A 14,967-nucleotide genomic window follows, 5' to 3' on the forward strand; every position below is an offset into this window, starting at 1 on the left:
GCAACGGGTATGCGGGAATGTGAATCGCGCCGCGCTACGAGTACAGCCGACTGTACTTGCAGCGCAGAATCAGGAAATTTAAGAGAAAATGTATTTGATGGCTGCAATGACCATCGTAGTGGCCATCACCATTAACAAACGCTTTATCCAGCGCATATCGGTTTTCAGGGCAGAGACATCGGCTTTGATAACCTCAATGTCTTTTTCAATGCGATCAAGGCGAGCTTCGACTCTGGTCAGGCGCACATCTAACGCTTTTATTTCACCACTTAGTCGAATATCCAGATCTTTAATCGCATTAGTAAGCCGAAAATCAAGCTCCCTAATTACACCACTAAGTCGGTCATCCAGTTCTCGAATAGCACCGCTAAGCCGATCATCCAGTTCTCGAATAGCACCGCTAAGCCGATCATCTAGCTCTTTAATCGCACCAGTAAGTCGAACATCCAGTTCTCTAATATCGCCACTTAGCCGGTCATCTAGCTCTTTAATCACACCGATAAGTCGAACATCCAGTTCTTTAATACTCCCTGTAATGCCTTCTCCGGCCTTCATCAAATCAGAACGAGACAACGCATTATCCTGCTGCATTTCGGTAAAGATCTCGACCATGGCTTCAGCCTGCTGGTCGCTGACGCCGGCCAGCTGCAGTGCTTTAAAAGCTTTATGTGTATTCATCATCGCGAGTGTCATCCGTGAAGCTCCTGAGTTGAGGTGAGGCGTAAGCCGACATCTTGCTCAGCGAGCGATTGTTGCACCATGTGACTGTTGGTATTTTGCGTGGCGCTGCGAAAAATATCAATTAGTACAACAAGTAACGTACAGGCGGATGCGGGGCATCTCGCAAAATTGGCGTCAGGATCTGCCGCGAAAAGTTTTGCGGTATTGCAGCGGGGAGGTGTTGAGTTGCTTCTTGAAATGACGGCGCAGCATCAGCGGCGAGGAAAAACCCGCTTTTTCGGCAATCAGTTCTACCGGCTGATCGGTTTTCTCGAGAAAACGCTGCGCCAGTGCCAGGCGCTGATTGACTAACCACGTGCTAAAACAGCCACCGGTCGTTTGATTGAAGCGCCGGGTAAAACTGCGGCGGCTCATCAAGGCTTTATCCGCCAGTTGTTCCAGCGTGAGCGCCTGCTGCAGATTTTCTGTCGCCCAACTCAGCGCCGACATAAAACGATCGTTGCCCGCCGAATGATAAACCGGCTGTTCAATATATTGCGCCTGCCCGCCCTGCCGATGCGGCGGCACGACCAGCATCCGCGCCACGCTGTTAGCCACATCGACACCGCACTGTTCGCGCACCAGATGCAGACAGCAATCAATGCTCGCCGCCGTACCCGCTGAGGTCACAATTTGACCTTCGTCGATATACAGCACGTCGCGATCAATCGCCACATCCGGATAGAGCCGTTCGAAATCTGCCATCCAGCGCCAGTGCGTGGTGGCGCGGCGCTGACTTAATAATCCGGCGGCACCTAATACGAATGCACCAAGGCACAAACCCACCACCTGCGCACCGCGCTGCGCCGCCTGCTGCAAGGCGTGCAGTAATTCTGCCGGTGGCAGCACGTCAGGATCGCTCCAGCTTGGCACCACCACCACATCAACATCGGCCAGTTGATCTAAGCCGTGTTCGGCCAGAATGGAAAAGCCACTGTTGGTTTTTAACGGTCCGGGATGCGTGGCGCAGATCAGCAACTGATAGCACAACGCGCCGTCATCCTGAGCGGCTTTTTCAAACACCGCGCAGGGCACCGAAAGGTGGAAGGGAATGATGTCATCGAACACCACGATACCCACTTTGATGGGCGCAGCCGTGCCTGGCATTTTTGGCGCAAATTGAACGCTATTTGTCATCCGTTGTACTCCTTCACTCACGGCGAAATCGCCATACTGCACCACATCGGAGGCCGCGCTGGCCTCTTCTTTCCGCTAAACCATCAAAGGATTATTACTCATGAAAAACATTTTCGCTTCAGGAACCTTAGCGCTGGCCATGGCGATGTCTGGCAATGCGTTCGCCGCCGAGACTAAGTCAGAAAAAGCACCAACCATCCGCACCATGAGCGGCGCCACTGCTTCCACTTCACTTAACGCGAAGCAGACCGCGGTGATTGTCATTGATATCCAGAACGAGTATTTCCCGGGCGGCAAGATGCCGATTCCCGATGGCATGCAGGCGCTGAACAACAGCAAACGTCTGGTGGCATTCGCGCATAAACACAACATGCCAGTGTTCTTTGTGCAGCATTTGGGTGAGGCGAATGGCCCGCTGTTTGCCAAAGGCAGCCGTTTCGCCGAGTTTCACAAAGATTTGCAGCCGGCTAAAGGTGACCGCGTGATCAGCAAAGCCACACCAAGCTCGTTTGTGGGCACAGACCTGCAGAAACAGCTGGATTCGTTGGGCATCAAACAGTTGATTGTCACTGGCCTTATGACGCATATGTGCGTGTCATCAACCGCACGTGACGCCGTGCCGCTGGGGTATTCGGTGATCATTCCGGAAGATGCCACCGCTACACGCGATTTGGCAACCTGGGACAATAACGTGGTCGATCACAAAGTGTTGCAGCAAGCCGCACTGGCGGGTGTGGCAGATGTGTTCGCAGAGATTAAAACCACCGATCAGGTGCTTGCACTGCCGGTGCAATAATCACTGCACCGGCTGGCCCGGTAGCAATTTCTCAGACATCAAACGGCGGCAGGAGAGATTTTCCTGCCGCGCTTGCTGCTGCTGTTCGGGCGACAAATCCTGCCACACCGCTTGCAGATGATCAGCCAAACCCTGCTGGAAATGAATCTTCTGCAATGCGTAATCTGAATTACTGCCTTCAATTATCTGCTGCATATCCTGCGCGGTATTGCCGCGTCCATCGTGAGTCAGCGTACAGAACATGGCGATGTAATAACCTTTATCCTCGTCGCTGTAATGCGGCATCAGCCACCAAACCGCCGCACTGATGATGATCAGCAACGGCACAATGAATTTGAGTTTTAACATGAATGGTTTATCCGCTGGAAATAGGAAACGCGCGATAGTAACAGCATTCGGCTGGCCGCACATATTTTGCCGGTCGCATCAATAACGTAACCAGTTAACTGTGATCAGCTTCTGAGCAATTCATTTTGCCCGTCAAAACAAGACAGGTCTTAAATAGCTCGACTAACAGGTCACTATAAGTTGCAAACCCTTTCGCAATAAATCGACCAGATACGATGAACCTGACTCAGCTGACGCTGGCTATCGGTGCACTTTGTAGCTTCGAGCCGTTATATGCTAAAGAGATAAAACCCTTTTCTTCAGACACTCCACCGCTTCCTGTAAACCCCCTTTCTCACTCATCAACCGAAGCGGTTTCAGCGCCTTTATCCGAGCATCCCCATTCCGATTCGCTGTTGCATAACGCTAAACATGCAGCCGCTGACAGCTTAAAAATGGTGGGGAAATTTTTCGCACGTAACAGCTGGTATGATGATTTCAATCCGGCGGCCAGCCGTCCGCATTTTCAGGGAAAGCTTGCCGGTAGCAGGCCCCATTTATTTTGGTTTTACCGGCTGCAGAGCTCAGTGATTGCTCCGCTTCCACCCGATCCGGATCTGATCGACCCCGTGCTCGACGGCAATCCACCTCCCCCACCGCCGCCCGTCGTGCCAAGGCCTAAGCCACAAATCCCAGCCTATGCCGCTCTGCCTGCCGCACTCTTTGGTATGGATGAAAATCTGCAAACACGCTTCATCTATGATGCACAACTTGCAGGCCGGGATGGTCGCCCTAACCTGTTCATTTCGGGTTTTAGCGTTGATGAGCGCTATCGCAGCGAAGCCAATCACAACCAAAGTGAAAACCACTACTATGGCTGGCTGATCGGCTTAAGTGGATTACTGACGGAAGATGAGCAACGACAGCTGGCGCTGAGTGTGGCGATCAGTAAAGGTCACTTCACTCTGGAGCCATCACAGTCCAGCGGCAACAGCCACGGGCAGGTTGATACTCAAGGTATCAATGCCATGTTGAGCTGGCAGCCACAGCATGGCCTGCAACTGGCTCTGCCGATTAGCTTCGGTCACTATCGCGGCAATATAAGCAGTGATGAAAAAGATAAAGTGGCGCAGGTAAAAGCCCGCAGCGCCAATATAGGTGTGGATGTTGGCTGGCGATGGCAAGAAGGTTCACATGCTTTCACGCCGATGTTGGGCACCACCATGCAATGGGCACGCATCAAGGATATTCATGACAACGACAATCTACATATTGGTTATTCGCAGCAAAAACAGCTGCAGTTCTCTGGCGGTATGAAATATGGCTTCAGCCCGACAGATAGCCTGAAATTTGGCCTTGAAACACGCTATATGCAGTACAGCGACCATGCGGGCAATGTTGCGGTGGATAAAGATAATCTGCGTACTGGCCGAGGCGGTGAGCACCTGCAATTTAGCGGCTACGTTGGCTGGCAACTGACTGAGAATGTTCAGCTTAATAGCCAGCTTAAGTGGCAACATCGCCTTAGTCAGGAAGGTGCCAGCAACTGGCAGACACAACTGGGTGTACAGATTGTCTTCTAAAGCGCCTGCGCGCACGCCCAGGCTGAACTCCACGCCCACTGGAAGTTGTAACCGCCCAGCCAGCCGGTAACATCCACCACTTCGCCGATAAAGAACAAGCCCGGCACACCGCGCGCTTCCATGGTTTTTGATGACAGCTGGGTAGTGTCAACGCCGCCCAGCGTCACTTCGGCGGTGCGATAGCCTTCGGTACCGTTCGGCTGTACGCGCCACTGATGAAGCGTATTAACCAGCTCGCCCTGTTGCTTGCTGTTCAGCTGCTTCAGCGTGACGTCAGGAATCTGCTTCAGCTCCTGCAGCACTTCCACCAAACGTTTTGGCAGAATCTTCGCCAGGCTGTTTTTCAGGCTGAGGTTGGGATGCGCCTCGCGCTGCACATTAATGAAATCATCCAGGGAGGTGGCGGGTGACAAATCAATGGTGACGAATTCACCTGGCTGCCAGTAGCTGGAGATTTGCAGCACCGCAGGGCCCGATAAGCCGCGATGGGTAAACAGCATCGCTTCTTTAAATAAGGTGCCATCCTGCGCGGTGATGGTGGTGGGAAGCGCCACGCCCGACAGCGTGTTGAGCTGTTCCAGCAGTGGTTTATGCAGATTGAACGGCACCAATGCCGCGCGCGTGGGGAACACTTTCAAGCCGAACTGTTCCGCCACTTTGTAGCCAAACGGCGTGGCGCCAAGGCCCGGCATCGAGAGCCCGCCGCTGGCGATCACCAGTTTTTCAGCCTGCACCGAAGTACCGTTCAGCTGTAAGGTATAGCCGCTGTCGTCGCGCTCGACGCTCAGCACTTCACTGCGCAGGCGAAGCGTCACCTGACCGGCATCACACTCTTTCAACAGCAGATCGACAATCTGTTGCGCGGAGTCATCGCAGAATAATTGCCCCAGCGTTTTCTCGTGATACGCAATGCCGTGACGATTGACCAGATCGATGAAATCCCACTGGTTGTAACGCGCCAGCGCCGATTTGCAGAAATGCGGGTTGTGCGACAGGTATGCAGCGGGTTCAGTGTGCATGTTGGTGAAGTTGCAGCGACCGCCACCCGACATCAAAATTTTGCGACCGGCTTTTTTGCCGTTATCCAGCAGCAATACGCGACGACCCAATTGTCCCGCCTGCGCCGCGCAGAACATGCCAGCTGCGCCTGCACCAATAATGATAACGTCAAACTTTTCCACTGCTTTTATCCGCCTTGCCCGAAAGGCGCTGATTGTAGGGATTTGCGGCTTTTAGCGCCAGCTTCAAAAAAATGCCGTAAATGTGTCATAATGTAACTCACTAATTTTTAGCCGTTTTCAGCTAAATCTATACGCTGCATTACAATTTTAAGACAATAAAGAGCTATATTTTTCTTTCATATCGCGCACGTTGTCGCAGATAATGCGCCGCGTTCATGTCCTCCCAAAATGGCGTAACGTTTATGCTACATCTGTTTGCTGGTCTCGACCTCAGTACCAGCCTGTTACTGATTCTTGCTCTGCTGTTTGTATTGTTTTACGAAGCAATCAACGGTTTTCACGACACTGCTAACGCGGTCGCGACTGTCATTTATACCCGTGCGATGCGGGCGCAACTGGCGGTTGTCATGGCGGGTGTTTTCAACTTCTTAGGTGTTTTGCTTGGTGGATTGAGCGTGGCGTACGCCATCGTTCACATGCTTCCGACCGATTTACTGTTGAATGTCGGTTCGGCCCACGGCCTCGCCATGGTCTTCTCCATGCTGCTGGCCGCGATTATCTGGAACCTCGGCACCTGGTATTTGGGTTTGCCCGCCTCCAGTTCTCACACATTGATTGGCGCTATCATCGGTATTGGTCTCACCAACGCCCTGATGACCGGCACCTCGGTGGTTGACGCGCTCAACCTGCCGAAAGTCATCAATATCTTCATGTCCCTGATTCTTTCACCGATTGTAGGTCTGGTGATTGCAGGCGGTCTGATCTTTATCCTGCGTCGCTACTGGAGCGGAACCACCAAACGTTCCCGCATCCACATGACGCCTGCTGACCGTGAAAAGATTGATGGCAAGAAAAAGCCACCGTTCTGGACGCGCATTGCCCTGATCGTTTCCGCGATTGGCGTGAGCTACTCACACGGCGCTAACGATGGTCAGAAAGGCATCGGCCTGATTATGCTGGTGCTGATCGGCGTTGCGCCGGCGGGATTTGTGGTGAACCTGAATGCGTCAGGTTATGACATCACCCGCACCCGTGACGCAGTCAATCATCTGGAGCAGTATTATCAGCAGCACAACGAGTCGCTGACGCACATGATGCAGCTGGCGCCGCCTGTGGTGCCAACGCCGGATGAATCGCTTGGCGGTCCGCAGGAGTTCCATTGCGACAGCAGCCGTGCGCTGCAGGCCATCGATCGTGCGCAGCTGCTGCTTAACAACCTGCAGAGCTACGATCAGCTGACGGTTGATCAACGCAGCCAGATGCGTCGTCTGCTGCTGTGCGTTTCCGATACCGTGGATAAAGTGGCCAAGCTGCCGGAAACCAGCGCGGAAGATAAGCGCTTCCTCAACAAGCTGAAAAGCGATTTGCTGGGCACCGTTGAATACGCTCCGATCTGGATTATTGTTGCTGTGGCGCTGGCGCTGGGCATCGGTACCATGATTGGCTGGCGTCGTGTTGCCACCACCATTGGTGAGAAAATCGGTAAGAAAGGCATGACTTACGCGCAAGGTATGTCGGCGCAGGTGACAGCCGCGGTATCGATTGGCGTGGCCAGTTACACCGGCATGCCGGTTTCTACCACGCACATTCTGTCATCGTCGGTGGCCGGTACCATGCTGGTTGATGGCGGTGGCTTGCAGAGTCGCACCATCAAAAATATCGCTATGGCGTGGGTGTTCACCTTGCCGGTGTGTATTTTGCTGTCGGGTGCGCTCTACTGGATTGCACTGAAACTGATCTAAGCAAAGCGCAGAAATATTCCAGGGCGACAGCGATGTCGCCCTTTTTTATTGCCGTTTTTCATTGCCAAATCGCCATCGCAATCAAGCTCACCACCACCAAAAAACAGAGCCCGCTGGTCAGTACAAACTGCCCGCGCACCCGCTCACAGCGGCGAATGAACTCGTCATCATGATGATCGTGATAGCGCTTCTCCCAGATATAGCGCACCAGCCGCACCTGCTTACTCGGCTGCCCGTGCGACGTGAAGAAACCCGCGCCATCCACATATTGATATAACAGCGGATCGCAACCGCGCAAAACGGCCAAAAGTGAGCGCAAAGAAGAGAAATAGCGCGCCATATTCACCAGACAAACCACACACAGAGCCCAAAAAAGCGCGATAGTGCTGATCATGTTCCCCTCCCGGCTGGAGCCGCAACGACGTCGAACGCAGCGGGGAATTGCTGTAGACGCCGCACGGGAAATAAACCAGCCACTGAATGATGTCGATTGCATTGTTGTTATGCGAACCTGAGTGCGCGACTCATACGGCAGTGGCACTTATTTTCAGTGTAGGAGATCTGTTCAATTTTTTTCCAGCGATGATTTTCGTTCAGGGCGAGTGAAAAAGCCGATAACGCTTGATCTTCCTCACATGCGAACTTTCGCTTGCAGCATTTGTTAACAACTCTGGCTATACTCAGGACATAATAAAAACCGCCTGCAAGGCTGAAAAATTGGTTGGTGGCGCTTCATCGCCGTCTCGCGCAAAGGAATCGCCTACCGTGAAAGCAGGAAGATTGCCCCGAATCTTGAGAAAGGAGTTTTATCATGGCTTATAAACACATCCTGATTGCAGTAGACCTTTCCCCGGAAAGCCAGTTGCTGGTTGATAAAGCCGTTTCGCTGGCCCGTCCTTATGATGCAAAAATCTCGCTGATCCACGTTGATGTGAACTATTCAGACCTGTATACCGGGCTGATTGACGTCAATCTGGGCGACATGCAGAAGCGGATTTCTGAAGAGACGCACACCGCGCTGAAAGAGCTGTCGATCAATGCCGGCTATCCGATCAGTGAAACCCTGAGCGGCAGCGGCGATCTTGGCCAGGTGCTGGTGGATGCGATTAAGAAATATGATGTGGATTTGGTGGTGTGTGGTCACCATCAGGACTTCTGGAGCAAGCTGATGTCATCGGCGCGCCAGTTGATTAACACCGTGCATATCGACATGTTAATTGTTCCGCTGCGCGACGAAGACGAAGAGTAACCCCGTAGGGTCGCCATTCATGGCGACCTTCCTCAAAACCACTCGATCTACCCCAGCGGCGGATAAATATCAAAACGATGGCTTTTGGTCACCACTGCATCCTGCGTCACCACGCCCGCTAACGGCGGCGCATAATCCGGACGCTTCACCACAATGCGCTTTTTCGCCAGCCGGCGCGCCGGTTCCAGCAATGCATCCGCATCGTCATCCGCACCGACCAACGACTGAAACACGCGCATCTCTTTCTTCACCATCGCGCTTTTCTGGCGATGTGGATACATCGGATCGAGATAGACCACATCCGGCGCGGGCGTGATATCGCTCAGCGCTTGCTGGCTAACGACGTGTAGCAGCGTAAGCCGATCGCGCAGCCAGCCGCCAATCTCCGCATCCTGATAACCGCGACGCAAACCATCGTCCAGCAAGGCCGCGACCACCGGATGACGCTCCAGCATGCGGACGCGACAGCCCAGCGCCGCCAGCACAAACGCATCGCGCCCCAAACCGGCCGTCGCATCAACCACGTCTGGCAGATAACCGCTTTTGATGCCGACGGCTTTCGCCACCGCTTCGCCGCGACCGCCGCCAAACTTGCGCCGATGCGCCATCGCGCCCGAAACGAAATCCACGAAGATGCCGCCGAGTTTCGGCTCATCCCGCTTACGCAGCTCAAGGTGCTCGGCGGTTAACACCAGCGCCATCGTCGCCTGATCGTCCTGCTGCAAACCCCAGCGCTCGGCTAAATGTAATAAGGCGCCGTCTCCGGCGCCTGTTTCATCGATTAAACAAATTTTCACAAGCCGGCTTATCCCTGAATTCCGTAGTGTTCCAGCATCGCATCAAGCTGCGGCTCACGGCCACGGAAGCGTTTGAACAGCTCCATTGGCTCTTCGGAACCGCCACGCGTCAGGATGTTATCGAGGAACGACTGACCGGTCTGACGGTTGAAAATGCCCTCTTCTTCGAAACGCGAATAGGCATCGGCAGCCAGCACGTCGGCCCACAGATAGCTGTAATAACCCGCCGCATAACCGCCAGCAAAGACATGGCTGAAAGCGTGCGGGAAACGGCCCCATTCCGCGCTTGGCACCACGGCAACCTGCTTCTTCACTTCACGCAGAGTTTCGAGGATGCGCGCGCCTTGCGCAGGATCGAACTCGGTATGCAGACGGAAATCGAACAGACCGAACTCCAGCTGACGCAGGATAAACAGCGCCGCCTGATAGTTTTTCGCTGCCAGCATTTTATCCAGCAGTTCTTTCGGTAACGGCTCGCCGGTTTCGTAGTGCCCGGAGATAAACGCCAGCGCTTCCGGCTCCCAGCACCAGTTTTCCATAAACTGGCTTGGCAGCTCGACGGCATCCCACGGCACACCGCTGATACCGGATACGCCCGGCGTTTCGATGCGCGTCAGCATATGATGCAGACCGTGACCGAATTCATGGAACAGCGTGATCACTTCATCGTGCGTGAACAGCGCCGGCTTGCCCTGCAGCGGACGATTAAAGTTACAGGTGAGATAGGCCACCGGCTTCTGCAGGCTGCCGTCGGCTTTACGCATCTGGCCGACGCAATCGTCCATCCACGCGCCGCCACGCTTGTGTTCACGTGCGTAGAGATCGAGATAGAAACTGCCGCGCAGTTCGCCGCTTTCGTCGAACAGGTCGAAGAAGCGCACGTCTGGATGGTAAACATCGACGTCTTTGCGCTCTTTGGCGGTGATGCCGTAAATGCGTTTAACCACCTCGAACAAACCGCTCACCGCGCGCGCTTCCGGGAAGTACGGACGCAGCTGCTCGTCGCTGATGGTGTAGAGATGCTGTTTCTGTTTCTCGCCGTAGTACGTCAGATCCCACGGATTCATCTCGTCGACGCCGTGCTCTTTCTTCGCGAAGGCGCGCAGCTGAGCCAGCTCTTTTTCGCCTTGTGGACGAGCGCGTTTCGCCAGATCGGTCAGGAAGTCGATCACCTGCGCCGGATTTTCCGCCATTTTGGTCGCCAGCGATTTGTCAGCGTAAGAGTCAAAGCCCAGCAGCTGAGCCAGTTCATGGCGCAGCGCCAGCTCTTCCGCCATTACAGGACCGTTGTCCCATTTGCCTGCATTCGGGCCCTGTTCGGAAGCACGCGTTGAATATGCACGATAAAGCTCTTCACGCAGTGCGGCGTTGTCGCAGTAAGTCATGACCGGCAGATAGCTTGGGATATCCAGCGTCAGCAGCCAGCCTTGCTGCTCTTTGGCTTCGGCCTGTGCTTTGGCGGCGGCCAGCGCACTTTCCGGCATGCCCGCCAGCTCCGCTTCATCGGTCACCAGCTTGCTCCACCCCATGGTGGCGTCGAGCACGTTGTTGCTGTAGGTCGAACCCAGTTCAGAAAGACGCGCCGCAATTTCGCCGTAGCGCTTCTGCTTCTCTTTATCGAGGCCGATACCGGACAGCTCGAAATCACGCAGGCTGTTATCCACCGCTTTCTTCTGCGCGGTATCCAGCGCCGCGTAGCTATCGCTCTCTTTCAGGTTGCGATACGCCTGATACAAACCTTCATTCTGGCCAACCCACGTGCTGTATTCCGACAGCAGCGGCAGCGTTTGCTCGTAAGCTTCACGCAGTTCTGGGCTGTTCTTTACCGAGTTCAAATGGCTAACCGGCGAGAACAGGCGACCTAAACGATCGTCGACTTCAGCCAGCGGCTGCACCAGATTTTCCCAGGTGTAAGGCGCGCCTTGTGCCACAACGCGTTCCACCGCTGCGCGGCAGTCATTTAGCGCTTCGGTAACCGCAGGAACCACATGTTCAGGTTTGATGGCAGAAAACGGAGGCAGCGAAAAAGGCGTGAGTAACGGATTGGTCATAAGCGCAGTCCTTTCATGATGAAGTAGTGGCGCGAACTTTCGCGCGACGCATTTTACTAACATGCGGCTTGATGGCATGAAAATCAATGCCACTAAGTCTGGACCAACGAAGAAAAGCCCGCCAGAAGGCGGGCTGAAGATTATTTAATCGCGAGTTGGTAATGAATCACATCGTAAGGCGCCACCCACGGCGGCAACGGCTCGCGTTCGAAGATATCTTTCGCCAGCGCCCAGCCCTCCACGGCACCGCCTTTACCGGTGAGAGACATCCCGTCATAGAGCAGCGGCGGCAGATTGCTATCAAATGGCACTTTGTCATCTGCAAAATCATTAATCACTTTGCCGCCCAGCGTGCTGACTTTGACGCTCACTTCAACCTGCTGCTCGGGGATCAGTTTCGCTTTCGCTGGCTTCACCGCAAACCAGCGCACGCCATTTTCTGCGCGCAGCGTTTTACGCTTCTCAACCTGTTTATCGAGTTGCGCATAGCCTTTCTCAATCAGCTTGCCCATGCCTTTATTGATCGATTCTTGCATCGTTGCATAACGCTGCGACATCTCTTCACTGCGCATGGCTGACGTGCCGGTTTTCAGTTGCGTGGTTAACCCCGCGATCAACTGATCAAGGCTGATATTGAGGCCCACATCCTTCACCATCTGCAACTGCACTACGGCATTACTGGCAATGAATTGACCTAAGGTGTAACCATCGCGATCAGCGTCACTTTTGGGAAGTGTCTCGGGTAACGCGATGGTCGAGTGCTTTTTTGCGTTATCGAGCTCGGCAGTCAATGTGGCAATATTTTTTGCCTGCTGCTGCTTCAAAGCATCTTCACTGCGTTTGGCGGCATCGTGTGCTTCACGCAGTTGTTGGTTCAATAACTCCGCATCTGCGGCATGCTGCGTTTTAAGCTGTTCGTGGCTGCGTTTTACTGCTTCCTGCGCCTCATTCAGCTGTTTACTCAACTGGGCCGCATCCTGGGCTTGCTGTTTTTTCTCAGCATCCAGCGTAGCAAGCTTTTTGGCGCTTTCGATTTGTTGCACCTTTAAAGCTTCAGCGTTCTTTTGCATGTCACTTAATGCCCTGCTTTGCTGTTGTGCATCCTTCAGCGCCTGCTTAAGTGTACTTACTTCCTCTACCAACTGCTGTTTCTCAGCCTGTAACGCAGCCAGTTGCTTATCACTGATCGATTGCTGCGGGACGCTGCGCTGGGCTGCATCAGCCGCTTGCTGTTGAGCCGCCTTCAGTTCTTGCGTGACTTTGGCGAGGTTTTGCGCCTGCTGTTGATTTTCAGCTTCCAGCGCAGCCAGCTTTTTCTGGCTCTCAGCCTGTTGACGTTTCAGCGCCTCTTGCGACTTATCACGCTTAGATTCAGCCTGCTGCTTCTCCAGCTGATTGATGCGCGCACGTAAGCGTGTCAACTCCGCTTGGTCCGTTGATTTAGTAGTACTTTTTGGTTGTGATGTTGGCTGTGGTTTCGACGTTTCGGCCGGAATAAAAGGTTTTGCGTGAGAAGCCTCGCCAAAAGCGCGCAGCATCTCATCGTCAGAAGCCGCGCAGGCTAAAGCAGGCAACAGCGATACAGTCATTACAAGTATCCGAGACAGATAACGGGGTGTCATCACGGCCTCCCGGCGCGACAATAAGTAAACAAAAGGCTTCATCTTTATCACTGAGATAAAGATGAAGCCCGACCACAGCGCAATCACATTGCGCTGTTAAAAATAATAAATTGGAGCTGCTTTTATTAACTCAACCAGCCTGGCGAATAATCAGCTGAGAAAGGCGAGTCTTAATACGGAAGCACAATTCACGGATCTGAAATTGATAACGCGGCATCACCAGATCATTGATATCAGAGCCAATGGAATCTTTAATTTGCAGATATTTATTGGTCTGTGCACCGATTTTCTGGAATTCCGCTTGATAGCTTTCATAGGAAGCCTGGCTATAAAGACGCATCGCATCCAACTCTTTACGACACTGCTGAATATTGCTCGCGCGGTCGTCGCTGAAAGATGCGCTTTCAGCTTGTGCCGGCGCAGAAGCAACAAACGGTGAACCCTGCTGCTCTGGCGCATTTTGCGCTGCAGGCTGCTCTTCCGCCATCGGCGGTGTGACTAAACTATGAACGGGTTGTTGTTTCGCGCAGCCTGTCAGTGCCAACAGGCTTGCCACCGCGATACCAGTCATTTTTTTCATTATTTTCACCAGGAATTGTTAGAGATGCTTTAAGCAAAAAATTATACGGCCTTAACCGGAAAGTTTCCTGCCAGACTCTCTGGCATTTGGCTTGTGACCGCTTGGTTTAGCGCAGACTAACTTACTTAATCTGAGGATAAAATTCGAGTACCGAATTTTCCTTAGGAATTTTCACTGATACCAGACAAGTCGCAACCGGCTATAGCGACGCATTGGCGCAAAACTTAAGCGCCTGCCAAAACGTCAGCAATTTTTATGCAGCGCGGCTATAATCGCGCCACACACGATGTTTTGACTCCCTTTGATCCAACCGCGGACCCCCTTTCTTTATGCTGAGTTATCGCCACAGTTTTCATGCCGGCAACCATGCCGACGTGCTGAAACACACCGTTGAAAGCCTGATCCTCACCGCCCTGATGGAGAAGGAAAAACCTTTCCTCTATCTGGATACCCACGCCGGTGCCGGACGTTACCTGCTGAGCGGAGAGCACGCCGAGCGTACCGGTGAATATCTGGAAGGCATTGGCCGCATCTGGCAGCAGCCGGATGTGCCGGAGTTGCTCAAGCCGTATCTCTCGGCGGTGCGTAATCTCAATCCGCACGGCACCTTAAAGTATTATCCGGGTTCACCGTTGATTGCCCGCTTCCTGCTGCGTGAAGAGGACAAAATGGAGCTGACCGAGCTGCACTCCAGCGATTATCCGCTGCTGCGCACCGAGTTCAGCAAAGATTCCCGTGCGCGCGTGGCGCGTGGCGATGGCTACCAGCAGCTGAAAGCCAAGCTGCCGCCGCTGAGCCGTCGCGGCCTGATTCTGATCGATCCGCCGTATGAGATGAAAAGCGATTATCAGGATGTGGTGAAAGGCATTCAGGAAGGTCACAAGCGTTTCGCCACCGGCGTATTTGCGCTGTGGTATCCGGTGGTGATGCGTCAGCAGATCAAGCACATGGTTAAAGATTTGCAGGCCACCAATATCCGCAACATCCTGCAGATTGAGCTGGCGGTACGTCCGGACAGCGATCAGCGCGGCATGACGGCCTCCGGCATGATCGTGATTAACCCGCCGTGGAAGCTGAAAGCGCAGATGGAAGAGCTGCTGCCGTGGTTGCATCAGAAATTGGTGCCCGCCGGAACCGGTCACTTCAGCGTCACGCAGATCGTGCCAGAGTAAGTTCGCTTAC

General features: G+C 53.6%; 14 protein-coding genes. 5 read left to right on the forward strand and 9 right to left on the reverse strand.

The window, feature by feature from the left end:
* Positions 1-78: 78 nt before the first annotated feature.
* Positions 79-693, reverse strand: a complete 615-nt coding sequence (locus tag FHW71_RS22180) for a DUF1640 domain-containing protein (RefSeq protein ID WP_179453098.1) — start codon at positions 691-693, stop codon at positions 79-81.
* Positions 694-855: 162 nt separating this feature from the next.
* Positions 856-1,857, reverse strand: coding sequence for a helix-turn-helix domain-containing protein (locus FHW71_RS22185; protein ID WP_179453099.1), 1,002 nt, complete (start codon positions 1,855-1,857; stop codon positions 856-858).
* A gap of 100 nt (positions 1,858-1,957) precedes the next feature.
* Between FHW71_RS22185 and FHW71_RS22190 the strand changes: the two genes are divergently transcribed.
* Entirely contained in the window at positions 1,958-2,653 is a 696-nt protein-coding gene (locus FHW71_RS22190) for a cysteine hydrolase family protein (RefSeq protein ID WP_179453100.1), read from the forward strand.
* On the opposite strand, the gene FHW71_RS22195 is transcribed toward FHW71_RS22190, so the two are convergent.
* Positions 2,654-3,001 carry a hypothetical protein gene (locus FHW71_RS22195; protein ID WP_061719844.1) on the reverse strand — a complete coding sequence of 116 codons (348 nt, stop codon included), beginning with the start codon at positions 2,999-3,001 and terminating at the stop codon, positions 2,654-2,656.
* 215 nt (positions 3,002-3,216) lie between these two features.
* On the opposite strand from FHW71_RS22195, the gene FHW71_RS22200 reads away from it, so the two are divergent.
* The gene (locus FHW71_RS22200) at positions 3,217-4,563 is read left to right on the forward strand and encodes an autotransporter domain-containing protein (protein WP_179453101.1); all 1,347 of its coding nucleotides are present in this window, start codon (positions 3,217-3,219) and stop codon (positions 4,561-4,563) included.
* Here FHW71_RS22200 and FHW71_RS22205 read toward each other — a convergent pair.
* Positions 4,560-5,744 (reverse strand): NAD(P)/FAD-dependent oxidoreductase, encoded by a 1,185-nt coding sequence (locus FHW71_RS22205; protein WP_179453102.1) that lies wholly within the window; start codon positions 5,742-5,744, stop codon positions 4,560-4,562. The two genes, FHW71_RS22200 and FHW71_RS22205, sit on opposite strands and share 4 nt — an antisense overlap.
* 242 nt (positions 5,745-5,986) lie before the next feature.
* On the opposite strand from FHW71_RS22205, the gene pitA reads away from it, so the two are divergent.
* On the forward strand, positions 5,987-7,486 hold the full coding sequence (gene pitA, locus FHW71_RS22210) for an inorganic phosphate transporter PitA (protein WP_139221449.1): 1,500 nt from the start codon (positions 5,987-5,989) through the stop codon (positions 7,484-7,486).
* A gap of 58 nt (positions 7,487-7,544) precedes the next feature.
* On the opposite strand, the gene uspB is transcribed toward pitA, so the two are convergent.
* Positions 7,545-7,880: a universal stress protein UspB gene (uspB, locus tag FHW71_RS22215; protein ID WP_008108136.1), complete on the reverse strand. Its 336-nt coding sequence runs from the start codon at positions 7,878-7,880 to the stop codon at positions 7,545-7,547.
* A gap of 417 nt (positions 7,881-8,297) precedes the next feature.
* On the opposite strand from uspB, the gene uspA reads away from it, so the two are divergent.
* Positions 8,298-8,735 carry a universal stress protein UspA gene (uspA, locus tag FHW71_RS22220; RefSeq protein ID WP_007889892.1) on the forward strand — a complete coding sequence of 146 codons (438 nt, stop codon included), beginning with the start codon at positions 8,298-8,300 and terminating at the stop codon, positions 8,733-8,735.
* 47 nt (positions 8,736-8,782) lie between these two features.
* Here the strand turns inward: uspA and rsmJ are convergent, their stop codons facing one another.
* From rsmJ to FHW71_RS24105, 4 genes are all read right to left on the reverse strand, one after another.
* Positions 8,783-9,532, reverse strand: a complete 750-nt coding sequence (rsmJ, locus tag FHW71_RS22225; RefSeq protein ID WP_179453103.1) for a 16S rRNA (guanine(1516)-N(2))-methyltransferase RsmJ — start codon at positions 9,530-9,532, stop codon at positions 8,783-8,785.
* Between the two features lie 8 nt (positions 9,533-9,540).
* Entirely contained in the window at positions 9,541-11,583 is a 2,043-nt protein-coding gene (gene prlC, locus FHW71_RS22230) for an oligopeptidase A (RefSeq protein ID WP_179453104.1), read from the reverse strand.
* A gap of 140 nt (positions 11,584-11,723) precedes the next feature.
* On the reverse strand, positions 11,724-13,004 hold the full coding sequence (locus FHW71_RS22235; protein WP_179453105.1) for a hypothetical protein: 1,281 nt from the start codon (positions 13,002-13,004) through the stop codon (positions 11,724-11,726).
* 331 nt (positions 13,005-13,335) lie between these two features.
* Positions 13,336-13,785 (reverse strand): hypothetical protein, encoded by a 450-nt coding sequence (locus tag FHW71_RS24105; protein WP_231103509.1) that lies wholly within the window; start codon positions 13,783-13,785, stop codon positions 13,336-13,338.
* Positions 13,786-14,114: 329 nt separating this feature from the next.
* Between FHW71_RS24105 and FHW71_RS22245 the strand changes: the two genes are divergently transcribed.
* Entirely contained in the window at positions 14,115-14,957 is an 843-nt protein-coding gene (locus tag FHW71_RS22245; protein ID WP_007889903.1) for a 23S rRNA (adenine(2030)-N(6))-methyltransferase RlmJ, read from the forward strand.
* The last annotated feature ends 10 nt before the right edge of the window (positions 14,958-14,967 follow it).

This window comes from Enterobacter sp. Sphag1F (genome assembly GCF_014193275.1).
GTDB lineage: Bacteria > Pseudomonadota > Gammaproteobacteria > Enterobacterales > Enterobacteriaceae > Pantoea > Pantoea symbiotica.

What these genes read in the sequence shown, in the direction of transcription:
- FHW71_RS22180 (WP_179453098.1), bottom strand. Translation starts at nt 693, where the DNA reads ATGACACTCGCGATGATGAATACACATAAAGCTTTTAAAGCACTGCAG.
- FHW71_RS22185 (WP_179453099.1), bottom strand. Translation starts at nt 1,857, where the DNA reads ATGACAAATAGCGTTCAATTTGCGCCAAAAATGCCAGGCACGGCTGCG.
- FHW71_RS22190 (WP_179453100.1), top strand. Translation starts at nt 1,958, where the DNA reads ATGAAAAACATTTTCGCTTCAGGAACCTTAGCGCTGGCCATGGCGATG.
- FHW71_RS22195 (WP_061719844.1), bottom strand. Translation starts at nt 3,001, where the DNA reads ATGTTAAAACTCAAATTCATTGTGCCGTTGCTGATCATCATCAGTGCG.
- FHW71_RS22200 (WP_179453101.1), top strand. Translation starts at nt 3,217, where the DNA reads ATGAACCTGACTCAGCTGACGCTGGCTATCGGTGCACTTTGTAGCTTC.
- pitA (WP_139221449.1), top strand. Translation starts at nt 5,987, where the DNA reads ATGCTACATCTGTTTGCTGGTCTCGACCTCAGTACCAGCCTGTTACTG.
- uspB (WP_008108136.1), bottom strand. Translation starts at nt 7,880, where the DNA reads ATGATCAGCACTATCGCGCTTTTTTGGGCTCTGTGTGTGGTTTGTCTG.
- uspA (WP_007889892.1), top strand. Translation starts at nt 8,298, where the DNA reads ATGGCTTATAAACACATCCTGATTGCAGTAGACCTTTCCCCGGAAAGC.
- prlC (WP_179453104.1), bottom strand. Translation starts at nt 11,583, where the DNA reads ATGACCAATCCGTTACTCACGCCTTTTTCGCTGCCTCCGTTTTCTGCC.
- FHW71_RS24105 (WP_231103509.1), bottom strand. Translation starts at nt 13,785, where the DNA reads ATGAAAAAAATGACTGGTATCGCGGTGGCAAGCCTGTTGGCACTGACA.
- FHW71_RS22245 (WP_007889903.1), top strand. Translation starts at nt 14,115, where the DNA reads ATGCTGAGTTATCGCCACAGTTTTCATGCCGGCAACCATGCCGACGTG.